The organism is Streptomyces sp. NPDC088762, assembly GCF_044750905.1.
In the GTDB taxonomy this organism is placed as follows: Bacteria; Actinomycetota; Actinomycetes; order Streptomycetales; family Streptomycetaceae; genus Streptomyces.
Genome location: NZ_JBIVKT010000004.1, coordinates 19,542 through 35,136 on the forward strand (window position 1 = coordinate 19,542; position 15,595 = coordinate 35,136).

Sequence of the window (15,595 nt, forward strand, 5' to 3'; positions counted from 1 at the left end):
ACCGCTACTCGTGAGAGCCGAGGGACAGGTTGGCCCGAGCGGGGGTGTCCTCCAGGAAGCCGCCCGACTGGTGCTGCCACAGCTTCGCGTAGGCGCCGTCCGCGGTCAGCAGCTCCTGGTGCGTGCCCTGTTCGATGATCCGGCCGCGGTCCAGGACGACGAGCCGGTCCATGGTGGCGACGGTGCTCAGCCGGTGCGCCACCACGAGCGCCGTCCGTCCCTCCATGAGCCGCCACAGCGCGTCCTGGACGAGGATCTCGCTCTCGGAGTCCAGGGCGCTCGTCGCCTCGTCGAGGAGCAGGATCGGCGCGTCGCGCAGGATCGCCCGGGCGAGGGCGACCCGCTGGCGCTGACCGCCCGACAGCTTCACCCCGCGCTCGCCGACCATGGTGTCGAAGCCATCGGGGAGCGCGTCCGCGAACTCCGTGACGTGCGCCGCCTCGGCCGCGCGGCGGATCTCCGCTTCGGTGGCGTCCGGCCGGGCGAAGGCGATGTTGTCCCGCAGCGTGCGGTGGAACATCGCCGGGTCCTGGGGCACGTAGGCCATCAGGCTGCGCAGTTCGGCCTGCCGCAACCTGCTGATGTCCTGCCCGCCGATCAGGATCCGGCCGGCGTCGATGTCCGACATCCGCAGCAACAGCCGGGTCAGTGTGGTCTTGCCGCCTCCGGACCGGCCGACGAGACCGATCTTCGCTCCGCTGGGCACGGCCAGGTCGAGCCCCTCGAAGAGCGGCTCCGCGCCGGCGTGGGCGAAGGTGACCCGCTCGAAGCGCACGTCGGCGCCCTGCGACCGCAGGGGTTCCGGGGAGGCCGGGTCGACCACGGTCGGCGGTGTCATCAGCAGTTCCGTGAACTGCGCGGCCTCGGTCATCGAGCTCTCCAGACGGCGGTAGATCTGGTTGAACTCGAACATGATCCGCGTCGCGCTGCTGAAGTAGGCGAAGGCGACCACGACCGCCTCCACGCCGTGCCCGGCCCCCGCCAGCGCGATGGCGATCAGCAGGCCCAGCGCGTTGGTCAGTACGGACATCGGGGCGACGACGGTGTCGATGCGCAGGTTGCCGTAGTCCCACGAACGCAGCGTGAGCCGCCGCGATTCCCCCACCCGCGACCGGTGTTCGGCGGCCTCGCGTTCCTCCGCGGCGAACGCCCGGACCGTGTCCATGTTCATCAGGCTGTCGGCGACGTGGCCCGACACCCGGGCGATCGCCTCCTCCCGCTGGTCCACCAGCGCCTGGCGGCGGCGGATCAGCGGCATCACGCACAGCGCCGTCAGGGCGATCGGCACCAGGAGCGCGACGACGAGCAGCGGTTCGTAGTGCCACAGCACCACCGATCCGAAGATCAGCGGCACGCACCTGCCCACGAGGTTGAACGTCAGCGTGTCGACGAACTCCTCGAAGCGGGAGGCGAAGCTCAGGACCCGCTTGGTCAGCGAGCCGGCGAAGTTGTCGTGGAAGAACGCCGAGTCCTTCGCGAACAGTTCGTCCATTCCGGTGACGTAGAGCTGCTCGATGCCGAGGGCGTCGAGACGATTGAGGCAGTGCAGTCCCAGGCGCCACAGCGCCTCCGCGAACAGCAGGACCACCGCGAAGCAGACGACGTAGGGCAACATCGGGCCGATGCCGACGGCGCCGCCCTCCGCGATGCGGGCGACGAGCTTCGCGATGACCAGAGGGGCGATGTAGTCGATACCGATGTTGCCCAGCGCCGGAAGCAGCATCGCGGGCAGGGTCAGCCGCCGGAGGCGGGCCAACTCCCGTCCGTAGTAACGAAGGGCGAGGAGCACCGAGCCCCTGCCGGGCGAACTTTTACGCGATTCAGGCAATTCCATCCCGACCCTGCTTTGTCGGACCTACAAGACCGAATCGGCAGTGTCCCGCGGCGACGCCCACGCGGTCCAAGCGTTTTTTTCGGCCGGGGAGGCGTACGACACCCCCTAGAGACGGCCTAACCGGCCAGCACCGCGGGTGTGGGCCCGTCGGGGCGAACGGTGATGCTGTAGACGGCCTTTGACGGGACGGAGCGGAAGCGCGGGGTGGGGGCGGGCAACAGGTGCTCCAGCAATACGGTCGACTCGCGCAGGGCGAACTGCAGGCCCAGGCACGCGCGGGGCCCGATGCCGAACGGGAGGTAGCCGCCCGGGTGGGCGGGGCGCCGGCCGGGTGTGGTGAAGCGCCCCGGGTCGAACCGCTCGGGGTCCTCCCAGAGGCCGGGGTCCCGGTGGGTGAGGTAGGGGCAGACCAGCACGTCGGTGCCGGCCTCGATCCCGTACCCGGTGAGGACGTCGTCCTGGGCGGCGGAGCGCGGCAGGATCCAGGCGGAGGGGTAGAAGCGCAGTGTTTCGTGGACGAGCGCCTGTATGGCCTGCCGCCGCTCGGCGGAGCCCTCGGGACCCGCGGCGAGGGCCTGCTCCCGCGCCTGGGGGTGGCGGTCCAGCAGGAGGTAGAGCCAGGTCAGGGTGGTGGCGGTGGTCTCGTGTCCGGCGACGAGGAGGGTGACCAGCTCGTCGCGGATCAGCCGGTCGGTGTACTCGGGGCGCGTGCCCGACGCCTCGATCAGGACGTGCAGCAGCCCCGGGCCGTCGGGTCCGGCCTCGCCGTCGCGGGCGGCGGCGATGGCGAGGCCCGCCACCGCGTCGATGCGGGCCAGCTCGGCGGCGACAGCCCCTTGGGCGGCGGCGCCATCGGCGGGCAGGCTCGGGAGCGCGGCCACCACGGCGGGGACGGCGGCCAGTTCGCGCTCGGTGCCGGGATCGAGGGGGTGCCCGGTCAGGGCGCGCCAGATGGTGTCCAGGGCGAAGCGGCGCATCTCGCCCCCGACGTCGAACACCTGCCCGGTGCGGGCGTACGCGGCCCAGCGCGCCGCGGCGGTCCGGGCGGCCTCGGCGATCCGCTGCTCGTAGCGGCGCATTCCCCGGCCGGTGAACTGGGCCTGCAGCAGCCGCCGTTGCCGCTGCCACGCCTCGCCGGTCGCGGCCAGGAGCCCGTCGCCGATCAGCAGGCGGGCGCGGTGCGAGCGCTTCACGTAGCGGTCGGGCCGGAGCGCGAGGACGTGCTGCACGGCCTCGGGGGCGGTGACCAGCACGGTCGGGCTCGGACCGAGCCGGAAGGCGGCGACGCCGCCGAGCCGGGCTTGCGCCAGGGTGAAGAGGTCGATGAGCTCCCCTCCCCCGGCCCGCCACTGCTCCACGAGGGCGGGCTCCAGCTCGGGAACCCGCAGGCCGGCCGGGGAGGGCTCGGGGTCCGGGGCGGGGTCCGGGGCGGGGTCCGGGGCGGGGTTCGGGTCGGGGTTCGAGAGGTAGCCGGGGCGAGCGTGGGTGGCCACGGGTCTGCTCCTGTTCGGCTGCGCGTCGTGACGGGCCGGATCCGGGCCGAGCCGGATCGGGTCGGACATCACGCACTGTAAGGGAACGGGCGCGAGAGGCGACACCCCGTCCGCTCAGACCGGCGACAGCACGTAGCAGCCCTTGGTCCCGCCCTTCTGCGACGCGGTGCCCGGCACGTCGTCTCGGAAGTCGTGGAACTCGTACTGGGCGCCGCGCCGCATGATCGCCACGGCGTCCTTCGAAACCACAAGACAGATGCCCTTCCTCAGGGGCTCCAGTCCGCTCGCGCGGTGAAACACCAGGCTGCCTTCGTAGCGCCCCTCGGCGAAGCGCCATCCGACAGCGTTGAACAGCAACAGGGGCTGCTGCGGTTCGCTCTGGCCGACCAGGAGGGGACTGGGGTCTGCGACCCGCTGATAGGTGAGGGCATGAGCGGCAGCGTCATACGAGAAGGAGCCGGTCTCGTCCCAGAAGAACGCGGGCTGCCCGGCCCCCGGCGTCACCGGTTTGAGTTCAAGCCCGACGTGAGTGATCACCTCGACCCGCTCGGTCTTGACCCGACTGGACAGCGTCGGCTGGAAGTACAGCCATGCGTCCTTGCCCTGGGCGATGCGGGTGATGTGTGGCAGCGAGACATCGACGGCAGGTTCTCGCTGAAGGGCCAGCAGGTTGTAGACCGACAGCCCCAAGGCCACTACGCCGACCAACGTACTCACCCATGCTTGCGCCACTTCGTAGCGCTTCTTCGGGGTCGGTTCGGCAGACGCCGGCCCTTCCGTTGCGCCCGCGGGTTCGCCGGGGGTCGGGCTCCCGTTGAAGGCCATGACCTCAGTCTCTCGGCCTCGTCACGCTCCGGCAGGCAGAGATGCCCCACTGGAGTGACGCTGGGTCTGCCGGCGTCGGCGAGCCCTAGCAGCTCCGGAACCAGGTCCTCCCGCAGCGCGCCGCAGGCACAGTCGTTCACACGCTATTGGTTTTCATTTTCATTTAGCTGCTACGGTGAAGCCTCACTGACCCCGAGCAGATGAGGATCCATGTCCGCGCACTGCCAACTCACCGGCCGGCAGCCCGGCTTCGGCAACAACGTCTCCCACTCGCACCGCCGCACCAGGCGCCGGTTCGATCCCAACATCCAGAGCAAGCGCTACTGGCTGCCCAGCGAAGGCCGGCACGTACGGCTCACCCTGAGCGCCAAGGGCATCAAGACCGTCGACACCATCGGCATCGAGGCCGCCGTGGCCCGCATCCGCGCCAAGGGGGGAAAGGCCTGATGGCCAAGAAGAGCGAGATCACCAAGAACGAGAAGCGGCGCTTGGCCGTCGCCCGCTACGCCCTGCGCCGTGCCGCCCTCAAGGCGGTCATCGCCGACCCCCGGTGACCAAAAGCAGCTGGAGATCTTCGCGGCCCGGCCCTGACACCGCCCCCACGAGCCGACCGTCCCGGCGGGGCCCCATCCACGGGGCCCGCCATCCGGCACGCAACACTCCCTTCCCGTCACCCACCCAGGAGGTTCCCATGGCCGTTCCCAAACGGAAGACGTCCCGCAGCAACACCCGCCACCGCCGCGCCCAGTGGAAGGCCACCACCGCGCAACTGGTCCCCGTCACCGTAGACGGCTCCGTACACCTGGTGCCGCAGCGCCTGGTGAAGGCGTACGAACGCGGCCTGATCAACCCGGAGGGCTGACCCACTGGCGCCGGACCACCGACTACGCGTGACCGTCCTCGCACCTCGGGGATCGGCCTTCTCGGTAGCGTGACCCTCTGCCGCATGGGGTGTCCATGTGTCCGGCTGGTCCGTACGAGGGCTTCCGGCGGAGAGTGAGGGGACGGCAATGAGTGAACTGACGAAGCCCGAGGTCGACGTTCCGAAGGGTGACGCTCCCACCGAGCTGACCATCCGGGACCTGGTCGTCGGGGATGGCGCTGAGGTGAAGCCGGGCATGGTGGTCCGGGTCCACTATGTCGGGGTGACCTTCGAGTCCGGGAAGGAGTTCGATGCCTCCTGGGACCGGGGCCGGCCGTTCAAGTTCGCCCTGGGCAGTGGCAAGGTCATCAAGGGCTGGGACCGGGGGGTGAGGGGGATGAAGGTCGGCGGTCGGCGCGAGATCATCGTTCCCCCGCGTCTCGGCTACGGCAATCAGTCGCCCTCACCGTTGATCCCGGCGGGCTCGACCCTGATCTTCGTCGTGGACCTGCTCGACTCGTATTCCGGCACAGCCGGGTGGAGCAGCGCCCAGTGACCCTGGCCGCTCCTTCCCGTCGGCGCGCTGCGTCGCTGGGAAGGGGCGGGGGGCGTTCAGCATCCCGGGCACGGAAAAGGCCGCCCTCTCATGGATGAGAGAACGGCCTCCGACCTGCGTAAAAGCAGAGTCGGGACGACAGGATTTGAACCTGCGACCCCTTGACCCCCAGTCAAGTGCGCTACCAAGCTGCGCCACGTCCCGATGCGCGCTGACCTGGGGTTTCCCCTGGTTGAACGCGCAGGAGAACAATACCGCACTTCGGAGGGTGGTCGCGCGCGCCTTTCCGTGACCCCGGCGGGAGGCCGCGGATCAGCCGCGGCCCTGGACGAGCTCCGGGTGGGCGGCGGCCAGGCGTTTCGGGGCCGCCTGAAGCCAGGAGTCGATCAGGATGGTGCGCAGCTCGGACCGATCCCGGACGGCTGCCAGGCGGACCCGGAGCCAGGCGTAGTTGTCGTCGTGGCCCTCGCGCACGAAGAACTTCTCCGGCTCGGCCGCGATCAGCCCGGCCCGGTCCTCCTTCGGACATTTCACCCCGATCGAGGTGTCGTCGTCGGCGAGGGCGGCGAAGATCTTCCCGCCCACCCGGAAGGCCGGCATGCCCCAGGCCGGCTTTTCGCTGCTGTCCGGGAGCGACAGCGCGATCGTGCGGACGTCGTGCGCGGTTGCGGCCATCCCGCGTCACCTCTCCGAAGCCGGCCACCGGTGAGCCTCTCCCGACGACCGTAGTCCCCGTCTCCCACCGGCCGTCTCAGCCGCGCCGCTCCTCCCGCTCCTGGAGCAGGGCCCCCAGCTCCGCCGCCAGCGCCTTGGCGGTGGCCAGACCCGCCGTCCCCCACCGGCGCGGCACCACGTCCACCGCGCACACCGTGCCCAGGACGGTCCCGCGCCGGTCCGTCACCGGCGCGCCGACGTACGAGCGCACCCCGCTCTCGTCCACCACGGCGTTGCCCGCGAAGCGGGCGAAGTCCCGTACGTCCTCCAGCACCAGCGCCCGCCCCCGCACCACCACGTGCGGGCAGTAGCCGTGGTCGCGGGCCAGCACCCTGGCCGGGTAGCCGCTCGCCGGGGCGTCGGCCGCGTGGTGCAGTCCGGCGAAGAACTGCCGTTCCTCCCCGATGAAGTTGACCCCCGCGTAGGGCGCGGCCAGTTCGTCGGCGACGCGCCGGGCGAAGGCGTCCAGTTCGGTGTCCACCCGCTCCCCCAGGCCCAGTTCGCGCAGCCGGACGACGCGGGCCGGCGCCTCCCGGTCCACGGGCGTGAGCAGCAGGTGTCCGGTCGATTCGTAGTACGTCATGACGGTTCCCCCGACTCCGAAGACGAAGTGCCGGCTATGGATGCGGACATGCACAGGAGATGGCGGACGAGAGCGGCCAGCGCCCCCGTCCCCGAGCTGGCCAGACGCGCGTCGCACCGTACGACGGGCACGTCCGGACCGAGCCCCATCGCTTCGCGGACCTCGCCGGGTGCGTAGCGGTGGCCGTCGTCGAACTCGTTGACGGCGACGATGAATCCGATGCCGCGCCGCTCGAAGAAGTCCACGGCGGGGAAGCAGTCGGCGAGGCGGCGGGTGTCGGCGAGGACCACCGCCCCGAGCGCGCCGGCGCACAGCTCCTCCCACAGGAACCAGAAGCGGTGCTGGCCGGGCGTGCCGAACAGGTAGAGCACGGTGCGCGGGTCGAGCGTGATGCGGCCGAAGTCCAGCGCGACGGTCGTCGTGGTCTTCGCCTCGACACCGTCCAGCGGGTCGGCGGTCTCGCCGAGGTCGCTCAGGAGCTCCTCCGTGCTCAGCGGCTCGATCTCGCTCACCGCGCTCACGAAGGTGGTCTTGCCCGCCCCGAAGCCCCCGGCCACCAGGATCTTCAGGGTCGCGGGAGCGTCACAGTCGTTTGCGTAGGCCATCGAGCACCGCCTGGAGCAGGGTCTGGTCGTCGGCGGCGAACGCGCCGCCGCCCGGGAACCGCGGCGCCTGCGCCATGACGGCCCCGTGTTCCATCAGGTCGGACAGCAGCACCTTCACCACCACCGCGGGGAGGCGCAGCTGCCCGGCCACTTCGGCGACCGTGACGGCCGCCGCGCCGGCGCACAGCCGGAGCGCGAGGGTGTGTTCCGCTCCCAGGGGTACGCGCGGGCGCACACCGGTGGCGCTCACCAGGGAGAGCAGGTCGAGGGCGGCGCCGGGCCGGGTCCGGCCGCCGCTGGCGGTGTACGGGCGCATCACCCGGCCCGCCGAGTCGTCGAGCCAGGGGATGTCCCGGCCCCGCACGTACGCCCCCGTCGCCCGGACCCGCATCACTCCGGGTCGGCGGCGGGCCGCCGCGGCGGGGCCGCCAGGTACGGGCGGACGCTCTTGACCAGCATCGCCATCTCGTAGCCGAGCACGCCGGCGTCGGCCTCACGGTCGGCGAGCACCGCCAGGCAGGTGCCGGATCCGGCCGCGGAGACGAAGACGAGCGCGGTGTCGAGCTCGACGACGACCTGCCGGACCCCGGCGCCGTCCCCGAAGCGGGAGCCGGCGCTGCGGCCCAGGGAGTACAGGCCGGAGGCCAGCGCCGCCATGTGGTCGGCACTGTCCGGGTCCAGGCCGTGTACGCAGGTCACGAGGCCGTCGGCGGTGAGGAGTACGGCGCTGCGCGTGTATGGCACGCGCTGCACGAGGCCGCTGAGCAGCCAGTCGAGGTCCGAGAGCCGGCTGCCGGTCTTCGTCGCCACTTCGCCGCTCATGGGGGTGCGCTCCTTGCCGTTGCTTGTGCTGGGGTGAGGGGTCGGGGTCGTCAGTGTCGTCGGTGTCGTCGGTGTCGTCCGGGTCATGTCTGGTTCTCCGACTGGGCGAGGCCGAAGCCGCGTTGGAAGGCGGCCATCAGGCCGGGGTCGTGCACGGGCTGGTCGGGGTCAGGGGCCGGCCGTGGTGCGGGGGCGTCGCGCAGCTGCGGCGCAAGGTGGGTCTGCGCTCGCCGCTTGGGCAACGGTGGCCGGGTCCCGGCGCCCTCGGCGAGGCCCGCGCTCGGGACGACGGCCCCGGGGACCGGAGGGTCCGGGTGGCCGGCCGCGGCCGTGCGCTCCTCCTCCGGCGCGGCCGGGTACGAAAGCTCGATCGGCTGCACGGTCCGGGGCCGCGGGTCGGGCAGGACGCCGGGCCGCGTCGCGGCGGCGCTCCCGGTCGCGTCGGGAGTTCCCGCCCGTGGGTTCGGCACGGAGAGGGACGGAACGCCGGGCCCGGCGGCGGGCCCGCCGGCCGCCTCGGGCTCGTACGGGAGCGGGGTCCCGGGGGTCTCGGCCTGGGGACCGTCCGCCGGCCGGAACCCCGGGCCGGCCGCGGGCACGGGCCGGTCCGCCGGGGCCGGGGTGGGCCAGGCCTCCGGGGCAGGCTCCGGCGGGGGGTGCGGCACGGACACCCGTACGGGCTCCAGGGGCGGCGGCGGCGCGATCGGCGCGGCGCCCGCGCCGGTGCCCCACGAGGTGGCCCGGGAGCCGCCCGCCGCGTCGGCGGCGCTCGGCGCCTCCGCGCCCAGCAGCTCCTGTGGCAGCACCAGCACCGCGAGGACGCCGCCGTAGATGTTGGACTTGAGCTCTACGGCGATCCCGTGCCGCCGGGCCAGCGCCGAGACGACGTACAGGCCGATCCGCCCGTCGGCCAGCAGGTGCCGGACGCTGATCTGGTCGGGGTCGCCGAGCAGGGCGTTCATCCGGTGCTGTTCCTCGGCCGGCATGCCGAGCCCGCGGTCCTCCACCTCGACCGCGATCCCGGCGGTGACCCGTTCGGCGCGCAGCACCACGTCGGTGTCGGGGGCGGAGAACACGGTGGCGTTCTCGACCAGTTCGGCCAGCAGGTGCACCACGTCGGCCACGGCGTGGCCGCGCACGCTGCCGCCCGCCGGGGGCACGACCTTGACCCGTGTGTACTGCTCCACCTCCGCCACCGAGGAGCGCAGGACCTCGCTGAGGTCGATCGGCCGGGTCCACTGGCGGCGGGAGGCGGCGCCGCCGAGCACCGCGAGGTTCTCGGCGTGGCGGCGGATGCGGGTGGCGAGGTGGTCGACGTGGAAGAGCTCCTTGAGCAGGTCCGGGTCCTCGACCGTGTCCTCCAGATCGTCCAGGAGCGAGATCTCCCGGTGGACGAGGGACTGCAGCCGGCGGGCGAGGTTGACGAAGACCTCGACCTTGCGTTCGCTGTCGGAGGGAGCCGCGGGACCCGCCAGCCGTAGGAGGGTGGCGTGGGCCTGTTCGCGGGCGCCGCGCAGCTCCTGCGAGAGCAGCCAGAACTCGTCCACCCCGACCGGATCCGCCCCGAGGGGCGCCGCCCCCGGGCCGCCGCGCAGCGGGCGGGGCGGGGTTTCGCCGCGCTCCAGCCGCTCGGCGGCGGTGCGCAGCTCCTGGCGTCCGCGGACGCTGGAGCGGCGCAGCGCCTCGCACCGGTCCCGGACGGCCTTGGCGGCGCGCTCGGCTCCGAGCAGGGCCGCCGCGAGGGCGCCGACGACGAGCAGCGCACAGCCCGTGAGCACCGGCCAGAGCCGGGCGTCCCGCTCGCCCGCTCCGCCGCCGAGCTGGAGGGTGAAGATGACCGCGGCGGCGCCGCTCAATCCGGCGGCGAGGGTGGGCAGTACGGCTGCGCGGACCAGCTGGGGGCGTATCTGCCGGGCCGGACCGGTGACGGCGTGCCTCGACGGGGTGTGTCTCGTCGGGGTGTGTCTCGACGGGGCGTGTCTCGTCGGGGCGTGGCGGGCGGCGCGGAGTCCGGACATCGGCGTCCTCGGTACGTGGGGCCCGGCCCCAGCGATCCCGGGGTCCGGTGTTGATCACCGGATACCCACGCTAGACCGCACCGTCCTGCCCTGGACCGCCAGTTGGGGAAGTTCGCGGGGGTGCTTCCCGCTCCCGGTGGAGCGCTCGTACGGGCGGCCGAATCCACCGGGGCGCCTGCGGCGGGCTCGGCGGAGTGCGGGGGCGGCCGTGATGCGCCGTAGCCGCCTGGTCGCCTGCGGCGGGCTCGGCGTGCGGGGCGGGGGTCGGAGCGCGGGGCGGTGGCTCCGGACTCGGTGCCACGACGGCGGGGGCGGCCGGGCGGTTTCGGCGGGGCCGGGTGCGGGGCGGTTTCGGCGGGGCCGGGTGCGGGGCGGTTCCGGCGGGGCCGGGTGCGGGGCGGTTCCGGCGCGGCCGGGTGCGGGGCGGTTCCGGCGGGGCCGGGTGCGGGGCGGTTCCGGCGGGGCCGGGTGCGCGCCGGGGCACCTCCTCGGGCGCCGAACGTGGCCAGGGAGTGGGCAGTTCTGCGGGACAGTGTTCGGCACCCTGCGGGGGCGCCCCGCCACACACCCGGCCCCGCCGGAACCTGGGGGTGGGACCTTGCCAGGGCGCCCCGGCGCGCCGGACCTGGCGGTGTGAGCCGCGTTGGGAGCCTCTGCGCGGGACCGGGGCCGCTGGGAGGTGGGGGTGTGAGCCGGGTCCGGGGTCGGGGGCTACGTGGCGACGGCTTCCGGTTCCTCCTGGGTGGCGGGGTGCGGCTGCTGCGGGATCGGGGGCAGGGGCGGCGTCGGGTTCGTCGGGGTGGCCGCTGCGAAGGGGCGCCACCACGGCTTCGCCGGGGCCTGCGCGCTGCCCGGCTCGAACGGCTCGCCCGGAATGGGCAGGGCGACCGCCGCCCCGGCCTCCTCGGCCGCGGCCAGGGTGCCCTCACCCGGCTCTTCCCACGGGTGCGGGGCCAGGTTGAAGGTGCCCCAGTGGATCGGCAGCATCGTGCCGTGCGGGACGCCGCCCTGGAGGTCGAGGTGGGCGCGCATGCCCTCCTCGGGCGTCATGTGGATGTCGGGCCAGTACTCCGAATACGCGCCGATCTGGATCATCGTCGCGTCGAAGGGCCCGTGCTGGGCGCCGATCTCCTTGAAGCCGGGGAAGTAGCCGGTGTCCCCGCTGTGGTAGATCCGGTGCTCGTCGCCGGCGACCACCCACGAGGCCCACAGGGTGTGCTGCTGGTTGCGCAGTCCGCGGCCGCAGAAGTGCCGGGCCGGGGTCGCGGTGAGCGAGAGGCCGGCGACCTCGGTGGTCTCGTTCCAGTCCAGCTCGCGCAGCCGGCCGGCCGGAACGCCCCAGCGCTCCAGGTGCGCGCCGACTCCCAGCGGGACGGCGAAGACCGTGTCCGTACCGGCCAGGTCCTTGATCGTGGGGAGGTCGAGGTGGTCGTAGTGGTCGTGCGAGATGACCACGACGTCGACCTTGCCCAGGGAGGCCAGCGGCACCGGTACGGGGTGCAGCCGCTTGGGGCCCGCGAAGGGGAAGGGGGAGCAGCGCTCGCCCCACACCGGGTCGAAGAGGACGCGGCGGCCGTCGATCTCGGCGAGCACGCTGGAGTGGCCCATCCAGGTCAGACGCAGTCCGCTCGCCGGCGGCTTCGCCAGCTCGGCGAGGGTGGTCGGGTACACGGGGATCGGCGCGCCGGGGCTGCGCCTGACGCGCTGCTCCTTCTGGAAGTAGATCTTGGCGAACTCCTTCATCGACCCCGAGGGCCTGGTCCGGGCACCGACCGGATTCTGGAAGACGCCGTCGGCGAAGTTCGGCGAGCGGCGGATCCGCTCCAGCCGGGCGCCGGACGGGTCCGCGCCGAAGGCTTCGGGCCGCAGGGCACGCAGCCGCGGACGCAGGGGACTGGAGCCGGTCAAGGCGCCTCCTGGGAGGAAGGGGTCGGGATGGTCGTCGGTCTACGACCATCCCAACGCACACGTGCCCCGAAGGATTCCGCTTGCGGCCCCCGGTCCGGTTACAGCGGGAGCAGGTCCGGCCGCTTCGCCTCGACGTGGTCCCCGGAGGACTCCCCGCGCAGCCGCCGGCCGATCCACGGCACCAGGTGCTCGCGCGCCCACTGGATGTTGTCCCGGGTCACGTCGACCGAGCCGCGCGGCCGTTGCGGCGGCCACGGCTGGTCGGGGTCGGTGGGCACCTCGAGCCCGAGCACCTGCGCGGCGCGCAGCGCGACCCGCGTGTGCCCCTCGGGCGACAGGTGCAGCCGGTCGGCGTCCCACGCCCGCCGGTCCTGTACGGACTTCAGCGACCAGAGGTCGAGCACCGGGCAGTCGTAGCGGTCGGCGATGGCGCGGACGTGCGCGCTGTACGTCGCCACCTTGCCCCGGAGGTGCTTGAGGACCGGCACGCCCCTGGTGTCGAAGCCGGTGGTGATCATGACCCGGCCGACCGCCCCGGTGAGGTCGGCGACGGCGGCCTCGAACCGCTCCGCCACGTCGTCGGGGTCGCTGCCGGGCCGGATGATGTCGTTGCCCCCCGCGCAGAAGCTCACGAGGTCCGGGGCGAGCTCCTTGGCCCGCGGCACCTGCTCGGCCACGATCTGGTCGAGGAGCCGGCCGCGCACGGCCAGGTTCGCATAACGGAAGTCGTGCTCGTCGCGCTGGTCGGCCAGGAGCACGGCGAGCCGGTCCGCCCAGCCGAGATAGGAATCCCCGGGCCCCGGGTCCCCCACCCCTTCGGTGAAGCTGTCCCCGATCGCCGCGTACGAGCCGATGGTCTTGAGTGTCGTCGTCGTCGCTGCCACGACGACATCCTTCACTCCCGTAACCAACCTACGCCAACGTAATGCGGGGTTGACGGGCCGTGATCTATACCACCCGGGGGATAAGGAATAAGTACACGTGAGGCCGGGACCCCCCTCGGGCCCCGGCCTCACGTGTGTCCGCGCTTCCGACGGCGGGTGCCGTCAGATGGTGACGCCCTTGGAGCGGAGGTAGGCGAGCGGGTCGATGTCCGAGCCGTAGGACGGGCCGGTGCGGATCTCGAAGTGCAGGTGCGGGCCCGTGGAGTTGCCGGTGGAGCCGGAGAGGCCGATGCTCTGGCCGGCGGTGACGCTCTGGCCCACCGAGACGGCGAGCGAGGAGAGGTGGCCGTACTGCGAGTACTTGCCGTCCTCGTGCCGGATGACGACCTCGTTGCCGTACGAGCCGCCCCATCCGGCGGAGACCACGGTGCCCGCGCCGACGGCCTTGACGGTGGTGCCGGAGCTCGCGATGAAGTCCACGCCGGTGTGGTAGCCGGAGGACCACATGGCGCCGGGGGTCTTGTACTGGGTGGAGATCCCGCCGCCCACCGGTGCCACGAAGCCGCCGGCGGCGGGGGCCCCGGCCACCGTGGACGAGCCGGTGCTCTCCGGCTTCTGTGCCTGCCTCGGCTCCGGGGCGGGGGCGGCCGGCGCGTCCTGCTCGTCGGCGGAGCCCTCGTCGGGGGCGGCCTCCTCGGCGGCGCCCTCGGCCGGGGCGGGAGCCTCGGCGGGGGCGGGAGCCTCGGCGGGGGCGGGCTCGGCGGCCGGGGCGGCCTCGCCCTTCGCGCCGAGCGTCAGCTTCAGGCCGGGGTGGATCAGGGAGGGGTTGCTGCCGACGGCCTCGCGGTTGTCGGCGTACAGCTGCTCCCAGCCGCCGGACAGGTGGCGCTCGGCGGCGATCACGGAGAGGCAGTCGCCCGGCACGACCGTGTACACGGTCGACGCGGCCTGCAGCGCGGCCGGGACCTGCGGCGCCGCCGCGGGGGCGGCGGCGGGGACCACCGCGGGCGCCGGGGCCGCGGCGCCGGCCGCGTGGGCGCCGGCGGCACCCAGGAGCGGCAGCGCGAAGGCGGCGCCGCCGGTGCCCGCGGCAGCGAAGCCGCGGGATATCGAAAGGGACTTGGGGCGGCGGTGCTTACCCTTTGCAGGCATGGTGAATTCCTCTCCGGCGCCTGCGAGGTGAGCTGTCGGGTTCGGACTGGAGATGTCCGGTCGTACATGAACGGACCATGTAGGACTTCACCCCTAGCCGGCCCGGAATCGGAGATCCGGATCGGCGGCTTACCTGGGTTCCCCCGCTCCTGCCGCGCGTGTGAATGGTCGGGTGCGGTTCCCGGGCGGCGGCAGGATTCGGCGGTCCACCCGGATCGATCGCGAAGGTAATCGAGTTCGGCCGCGCGTAACAAGCCATGAATTTCCTGACGGAATCACAGGAATGAGGGACCGGCGGAATTCCGGTCACCCTGTGTCCATTCCCCACCGCCAACAACCGCCCCGGCCGGGCCATTCGGCTTTAGCGATCAGGCACTCACGGTCACCGTATGATCTGGCTCACGGGGACGTGCCCGATCTCGCCTCCGCTCATGGCAAGTTGGCGCCAAACAGTGTAATTCGGACACCTACGACGAAGCGGAGGAGTTCCTTGACCCAGCAGATACCCCCGGCCCCGCCGGTGCGTCCGCAGCCGGAGCCGGAGCTGACCGGAGTGCGCAATTTCCGCGATGTGGGTGGATTGCCGACATCCGACGGACGGCGGGTCGCTTCGGGACGACTGTTCCGAAGCGGACATCTCGCACATGCCACCGAAACCGATGCGGAATTCCTCGGTTCGCTCGGCCTCCACACCGTCTTCGACTTCCGCAACGAGGCCGATCACGCCCTGGAGGGGCCGGACGTCACGCTGCCCGGCGTGCGCAACGTCAACATCCCGCTGTCGGATCCGGCCGACGGCCGGGAGTTCTGGAAGCTGGTCCGCGACGGCGACCTCGACCAGCTCCGCTCGCTGCTGGGCGACGGGAAGGCCGCGGCGCGGATGGCGAACTCGTACCGGCGGATCATCAGGCACCGCACCGCCGAGCACAGCCGGGTGGTGCACGCCCTCGCCGAGGACAGCGTCCCGGCCCTGCTGCACTGCGCGGCCGGCAAGGACCGCGCGGGCCTGTCGATCGCCGTCACGCTGCTCGCGCTCGGCGTCCCGCGCGAGGCGATCGTGGCGGACTACCTGGAGTCGAACGCCCCGCACAACCGCTACCGCGTCCGGCGCACCAGCCAGACGGCCGAGGCCCGGTCCCCCGAGGTGATGGAGCTGCTCGCGCCGCTCTTCGACGCCCGCGCCGAGTACCTGACGGCCGCCTTCGACACCATCGACGAGCACTGGGGCGGGGTGGAGACCTACCTCGCCGAGGGCCTCGGGCTCGCGCCCGAGACCCTCGGCCGGCTCCGCGAGAGGCTGCTGGACTGACGCCGGTGGAGCAGGCCGTCAGGCGTGGAG

The 15,595-nt window shown here is 72.8% G+C and carries 16 protein-coding genes, 1 tRNA gene, 1 pseudogene and 1 riboswitch; of the genes and pseudogenes, 5 read left to right on the forward strand and 13 right to left on the reverse strand.

Translation table 11 applies throughout. The annotated features are described in order from the left end of the window. Nucleotides 1-4: 4 nt before the first annotated feature. From ACIP5M_RS11605 to ACIP5M_RS11615, 3 genes are all read right to left on the reverse strand, one after another. Nucleotides 5-1,834: an ABC transporter ATP-binding protein gene (locus ACIP5M_RS11605; RefSeq protein WP_401195152.1), complete on the reverse strand. Its 1,830-nt coding sequence runs from the start codon at nt 1,832-1,834 to the stop codon at nt 5-7. Nucleotides 1,835-1,950: 116 nt separating this feature from the next. Then, complete coding sequence (locus ACIP5M_RS11610) at nt 1,951-3,222, reverse strand: cytochrome P450 (protein WP_401196273.1); 1,272 nt, start codon at nt 3,220-3,222, stop codon at nt 1,951-1,953. Between the two features lie 219 nt (nt 3,223-3,441). Then, nucleotides 3,442-4,152, reverse strand: a complete 711-nt coding sequence (locus ACIP5M_RS11615) for a hypothetical protein (RefSeq protein WP_401196348.1) — start codon at nt 4,150-4,152, stop codon at nt 3,442-3,444. Nucleotides 4,153-4,362: 210 nt separating this feature from the next. Here ACIP5M_RS11615 and rpmB point away from each other — a divergent pair, with 210 nt between their 5' ends. From rpmB to ACIP5M_RS11635, 4 genes and pseudogenes are all read left to right on the forward strand, one after another. Next, a complete protein-coding gene (rpmB, locus tag ACIP5M_RS11620; RefSeq protein WP_401195154.1) occupies nt 4,363-4,599 on the forward strand; it encodes a 50S ribosomal protein L28 in 237 nt (78 codons plus the stop codon). After that, a pseudogene (locus ACIP5M_RS11625) lies at nt 4,599-4,700 on the forward strand (30S ribosomal protein S14); the annotation flags it as partial. The gene rpmB and the pseudogene ACIP5M_RS11625, both read left to right, overlap by 1 nt. Before the next feature lie 143 nt (nt 4,701-4,843). Beyond that, nucleotides 4,844-5,014, forward strand: a complete 171-nt coding sequence (gene rpmF / locus ACIP5M_RS11630; protein ID WP_401195156.1) for a 50S ribosomal protein L32 — start codon at nt 4,844-4,846, stop codon at nt 5,012-5,014. A gap of 148 nt (nt 5,015-5,162) precedes the next feature. After that, nucleotides 5,163-5,570: an FKBP-type peptidyl-prolyl cis-trans isomerase gene (locus ACIP5M_RS11635; RefSeq protein WP_401195158.1), complete on the forward strand. Its 408-nt coding sequence runs from the start codon at nt 5,163-5,165 to the stop codon at nt 5,568-5,570. A 130-nt stretch (nt 5,571-5,700) separates the two neighbouring features. On the opposite strand, the gene ACIP5M_RS11640 is transcribed toward ACIP5M_RS11635, so the two are convergent. The 10 genes from ACIP5M_RS11640 to ACIP5M_RS11685 all read right to left on the reverse strand — a co-directional run bounded on the left by ACIP5M_RS11640 (nt 5,701) and on the right by ACIP5M_RS11685 (nt 14,256). Continuing rightward, nucleotides 5,701-5,774: transfer RNA gene (locus ACIP5M_RS11640), tRNA-Pro, on the reverse strand. A 108-nt stretch (nt 5,775-5,882) separates the two neighbouring features. Then, the gene (locus ACIP5M_RS11645) at nt 5,883-6,245 is read right to left on the reverse strand and encodes an MmcQ/YjbR family DNA-binding protein (RefSeq protein ID WP_401195160.1); all 363 of its coding nucleotides are present in this window, start codon (nt 6,243-6,245) and stop codon (nt 5,883-5,885) included. 76 nt (nt 6,246-6,321) lie between these two features. Continuing rightward, nucleotides 6,322-6,867: a GAF domain-containing protein gene (locus tag ACIP5M_RS11650; RefSeq protein ID WP_401195162.1), complete on the reverse strand. Its 546-nt coding sequence runs from the start codon at nt 6,865-6,867 to the stop codon at nt 6,322-6,324. Continuing rightward, complete coding sequence (locus ACIP5M_RS11655; protein ID WP_401195164.1) at nt 6,864-7,472, reverse strand: GTP-binding protein; 609 nt, start codon at nt 7,470-7,472, stop codon at nt 6,864-6,866. The genes ACIP5M_RS11650 and ACIP5M_RS11655 overlap by 4 nt, the downstream gene beginning before the upstream one ends. Continuing rightward, nucleotides 7,450-7,863: a DUF742 domain-containing protein gene (locus tag ACIP5M_RS11660; RefSeq protein WP_401195166.1), complete on the reverse strand. Its 414-nt coding sequence runs from the start codon at nt 7,861-7,863 to the stop codon at nt 7,450-7,452. The genes ACIP5M_RS11655 and ACIP5M_RS11660 overlap by 23 nt, the downstream gene beginning before the upstream one ends. Continuing rightward, complete coding sequence (locus ACIP5M_RS11665; protein WP_401195168.1) at nt 7,863-8,294, reverse strand: roadblock/LC7 domain-containing protein; 432 nt, start codon at nt 8,292-8,294, stop codon at nt 7,863-7,865. The genes ACIP5M_RS11660 and ACIP5M_RS11665 overlap by 1 nt, the downstream gene beginning before the upstream one ends. A gap of 83 nt (nt 8,295-8,377) precedes the next feature. Next, on the reverse strand, nt 8,378-10,312 hold the full coding sequence (locus ACIP5M_RS11670) for an ATP-binding protein (protein WP_401195170.1): 1,935 nt from the start codon (nt 10,310-10,312) through the stop codon (nt 8,378-8,380). Between the two features lie 711 nt (nt 10,313-11,023). Beyond that, on the reverse strand, nt 11,024-12,220 hold the full coding sequence (locus ACIP5M_RS11675; protein ID WP_401195173.1) for an MBL fold metallo-hydrolase: 1,197 nt from the start codon (nt 12,218-12,220) through the stop codon (nt 11,024-11,026). A 98-nt stretch (nt 12,221-12,318) separates the two neighbouring features. Then, a complete protein-coding gene (locus ACIP5M_RS11680) occupies nt 12,319-13,104 on the reverse strand; it encodes an SGNH/GDSL hydrolase family protein (protein ID WP_401195176.1) in 786 nt (261 codons plus the stop codon). A gap of 162 nt (nt 13,105-13,266) precedes the next feature. Further along, nucleotides 13,267-14,256, reverse strand: coding sequence for a peptidoglycan DD-metalloendopeptidase family protein (locus ACIP5M_RS11685; RefSeq protein WP_401195178.1), 990 nt, complete (start codon nt 14,254-14,256; stop codon nt 13,267-13,269). A 4-nt stretch (nt 14,257-14,260) separates the two neighbouring features. Beyond that, nucleotides 14,261-14,470, reverse strand: a riboswitch (cyclic di-AMP (ydaO/yuaA leader). Nucleotides 14,471-14,746: 276 nt separating this feature from the next. On the opposite strand from ACIP5M_RS11685, the gene ACIP5M_RS11690 reads away from it, so the two are divergent. Beyond that, nucleotides 14,747-15,565, forward strand: coding sequence for a tyrosine-protein phosphatase (locus tag ACIP5M_RS11690; RefSeq protein WP_401195180.1), 819 nt, complete (start codon nt 14,747-14,749; stop codon nt 15,563-15,565). Nucleotides 15,566-15,595: the final 30 nt, after the last annotated feature.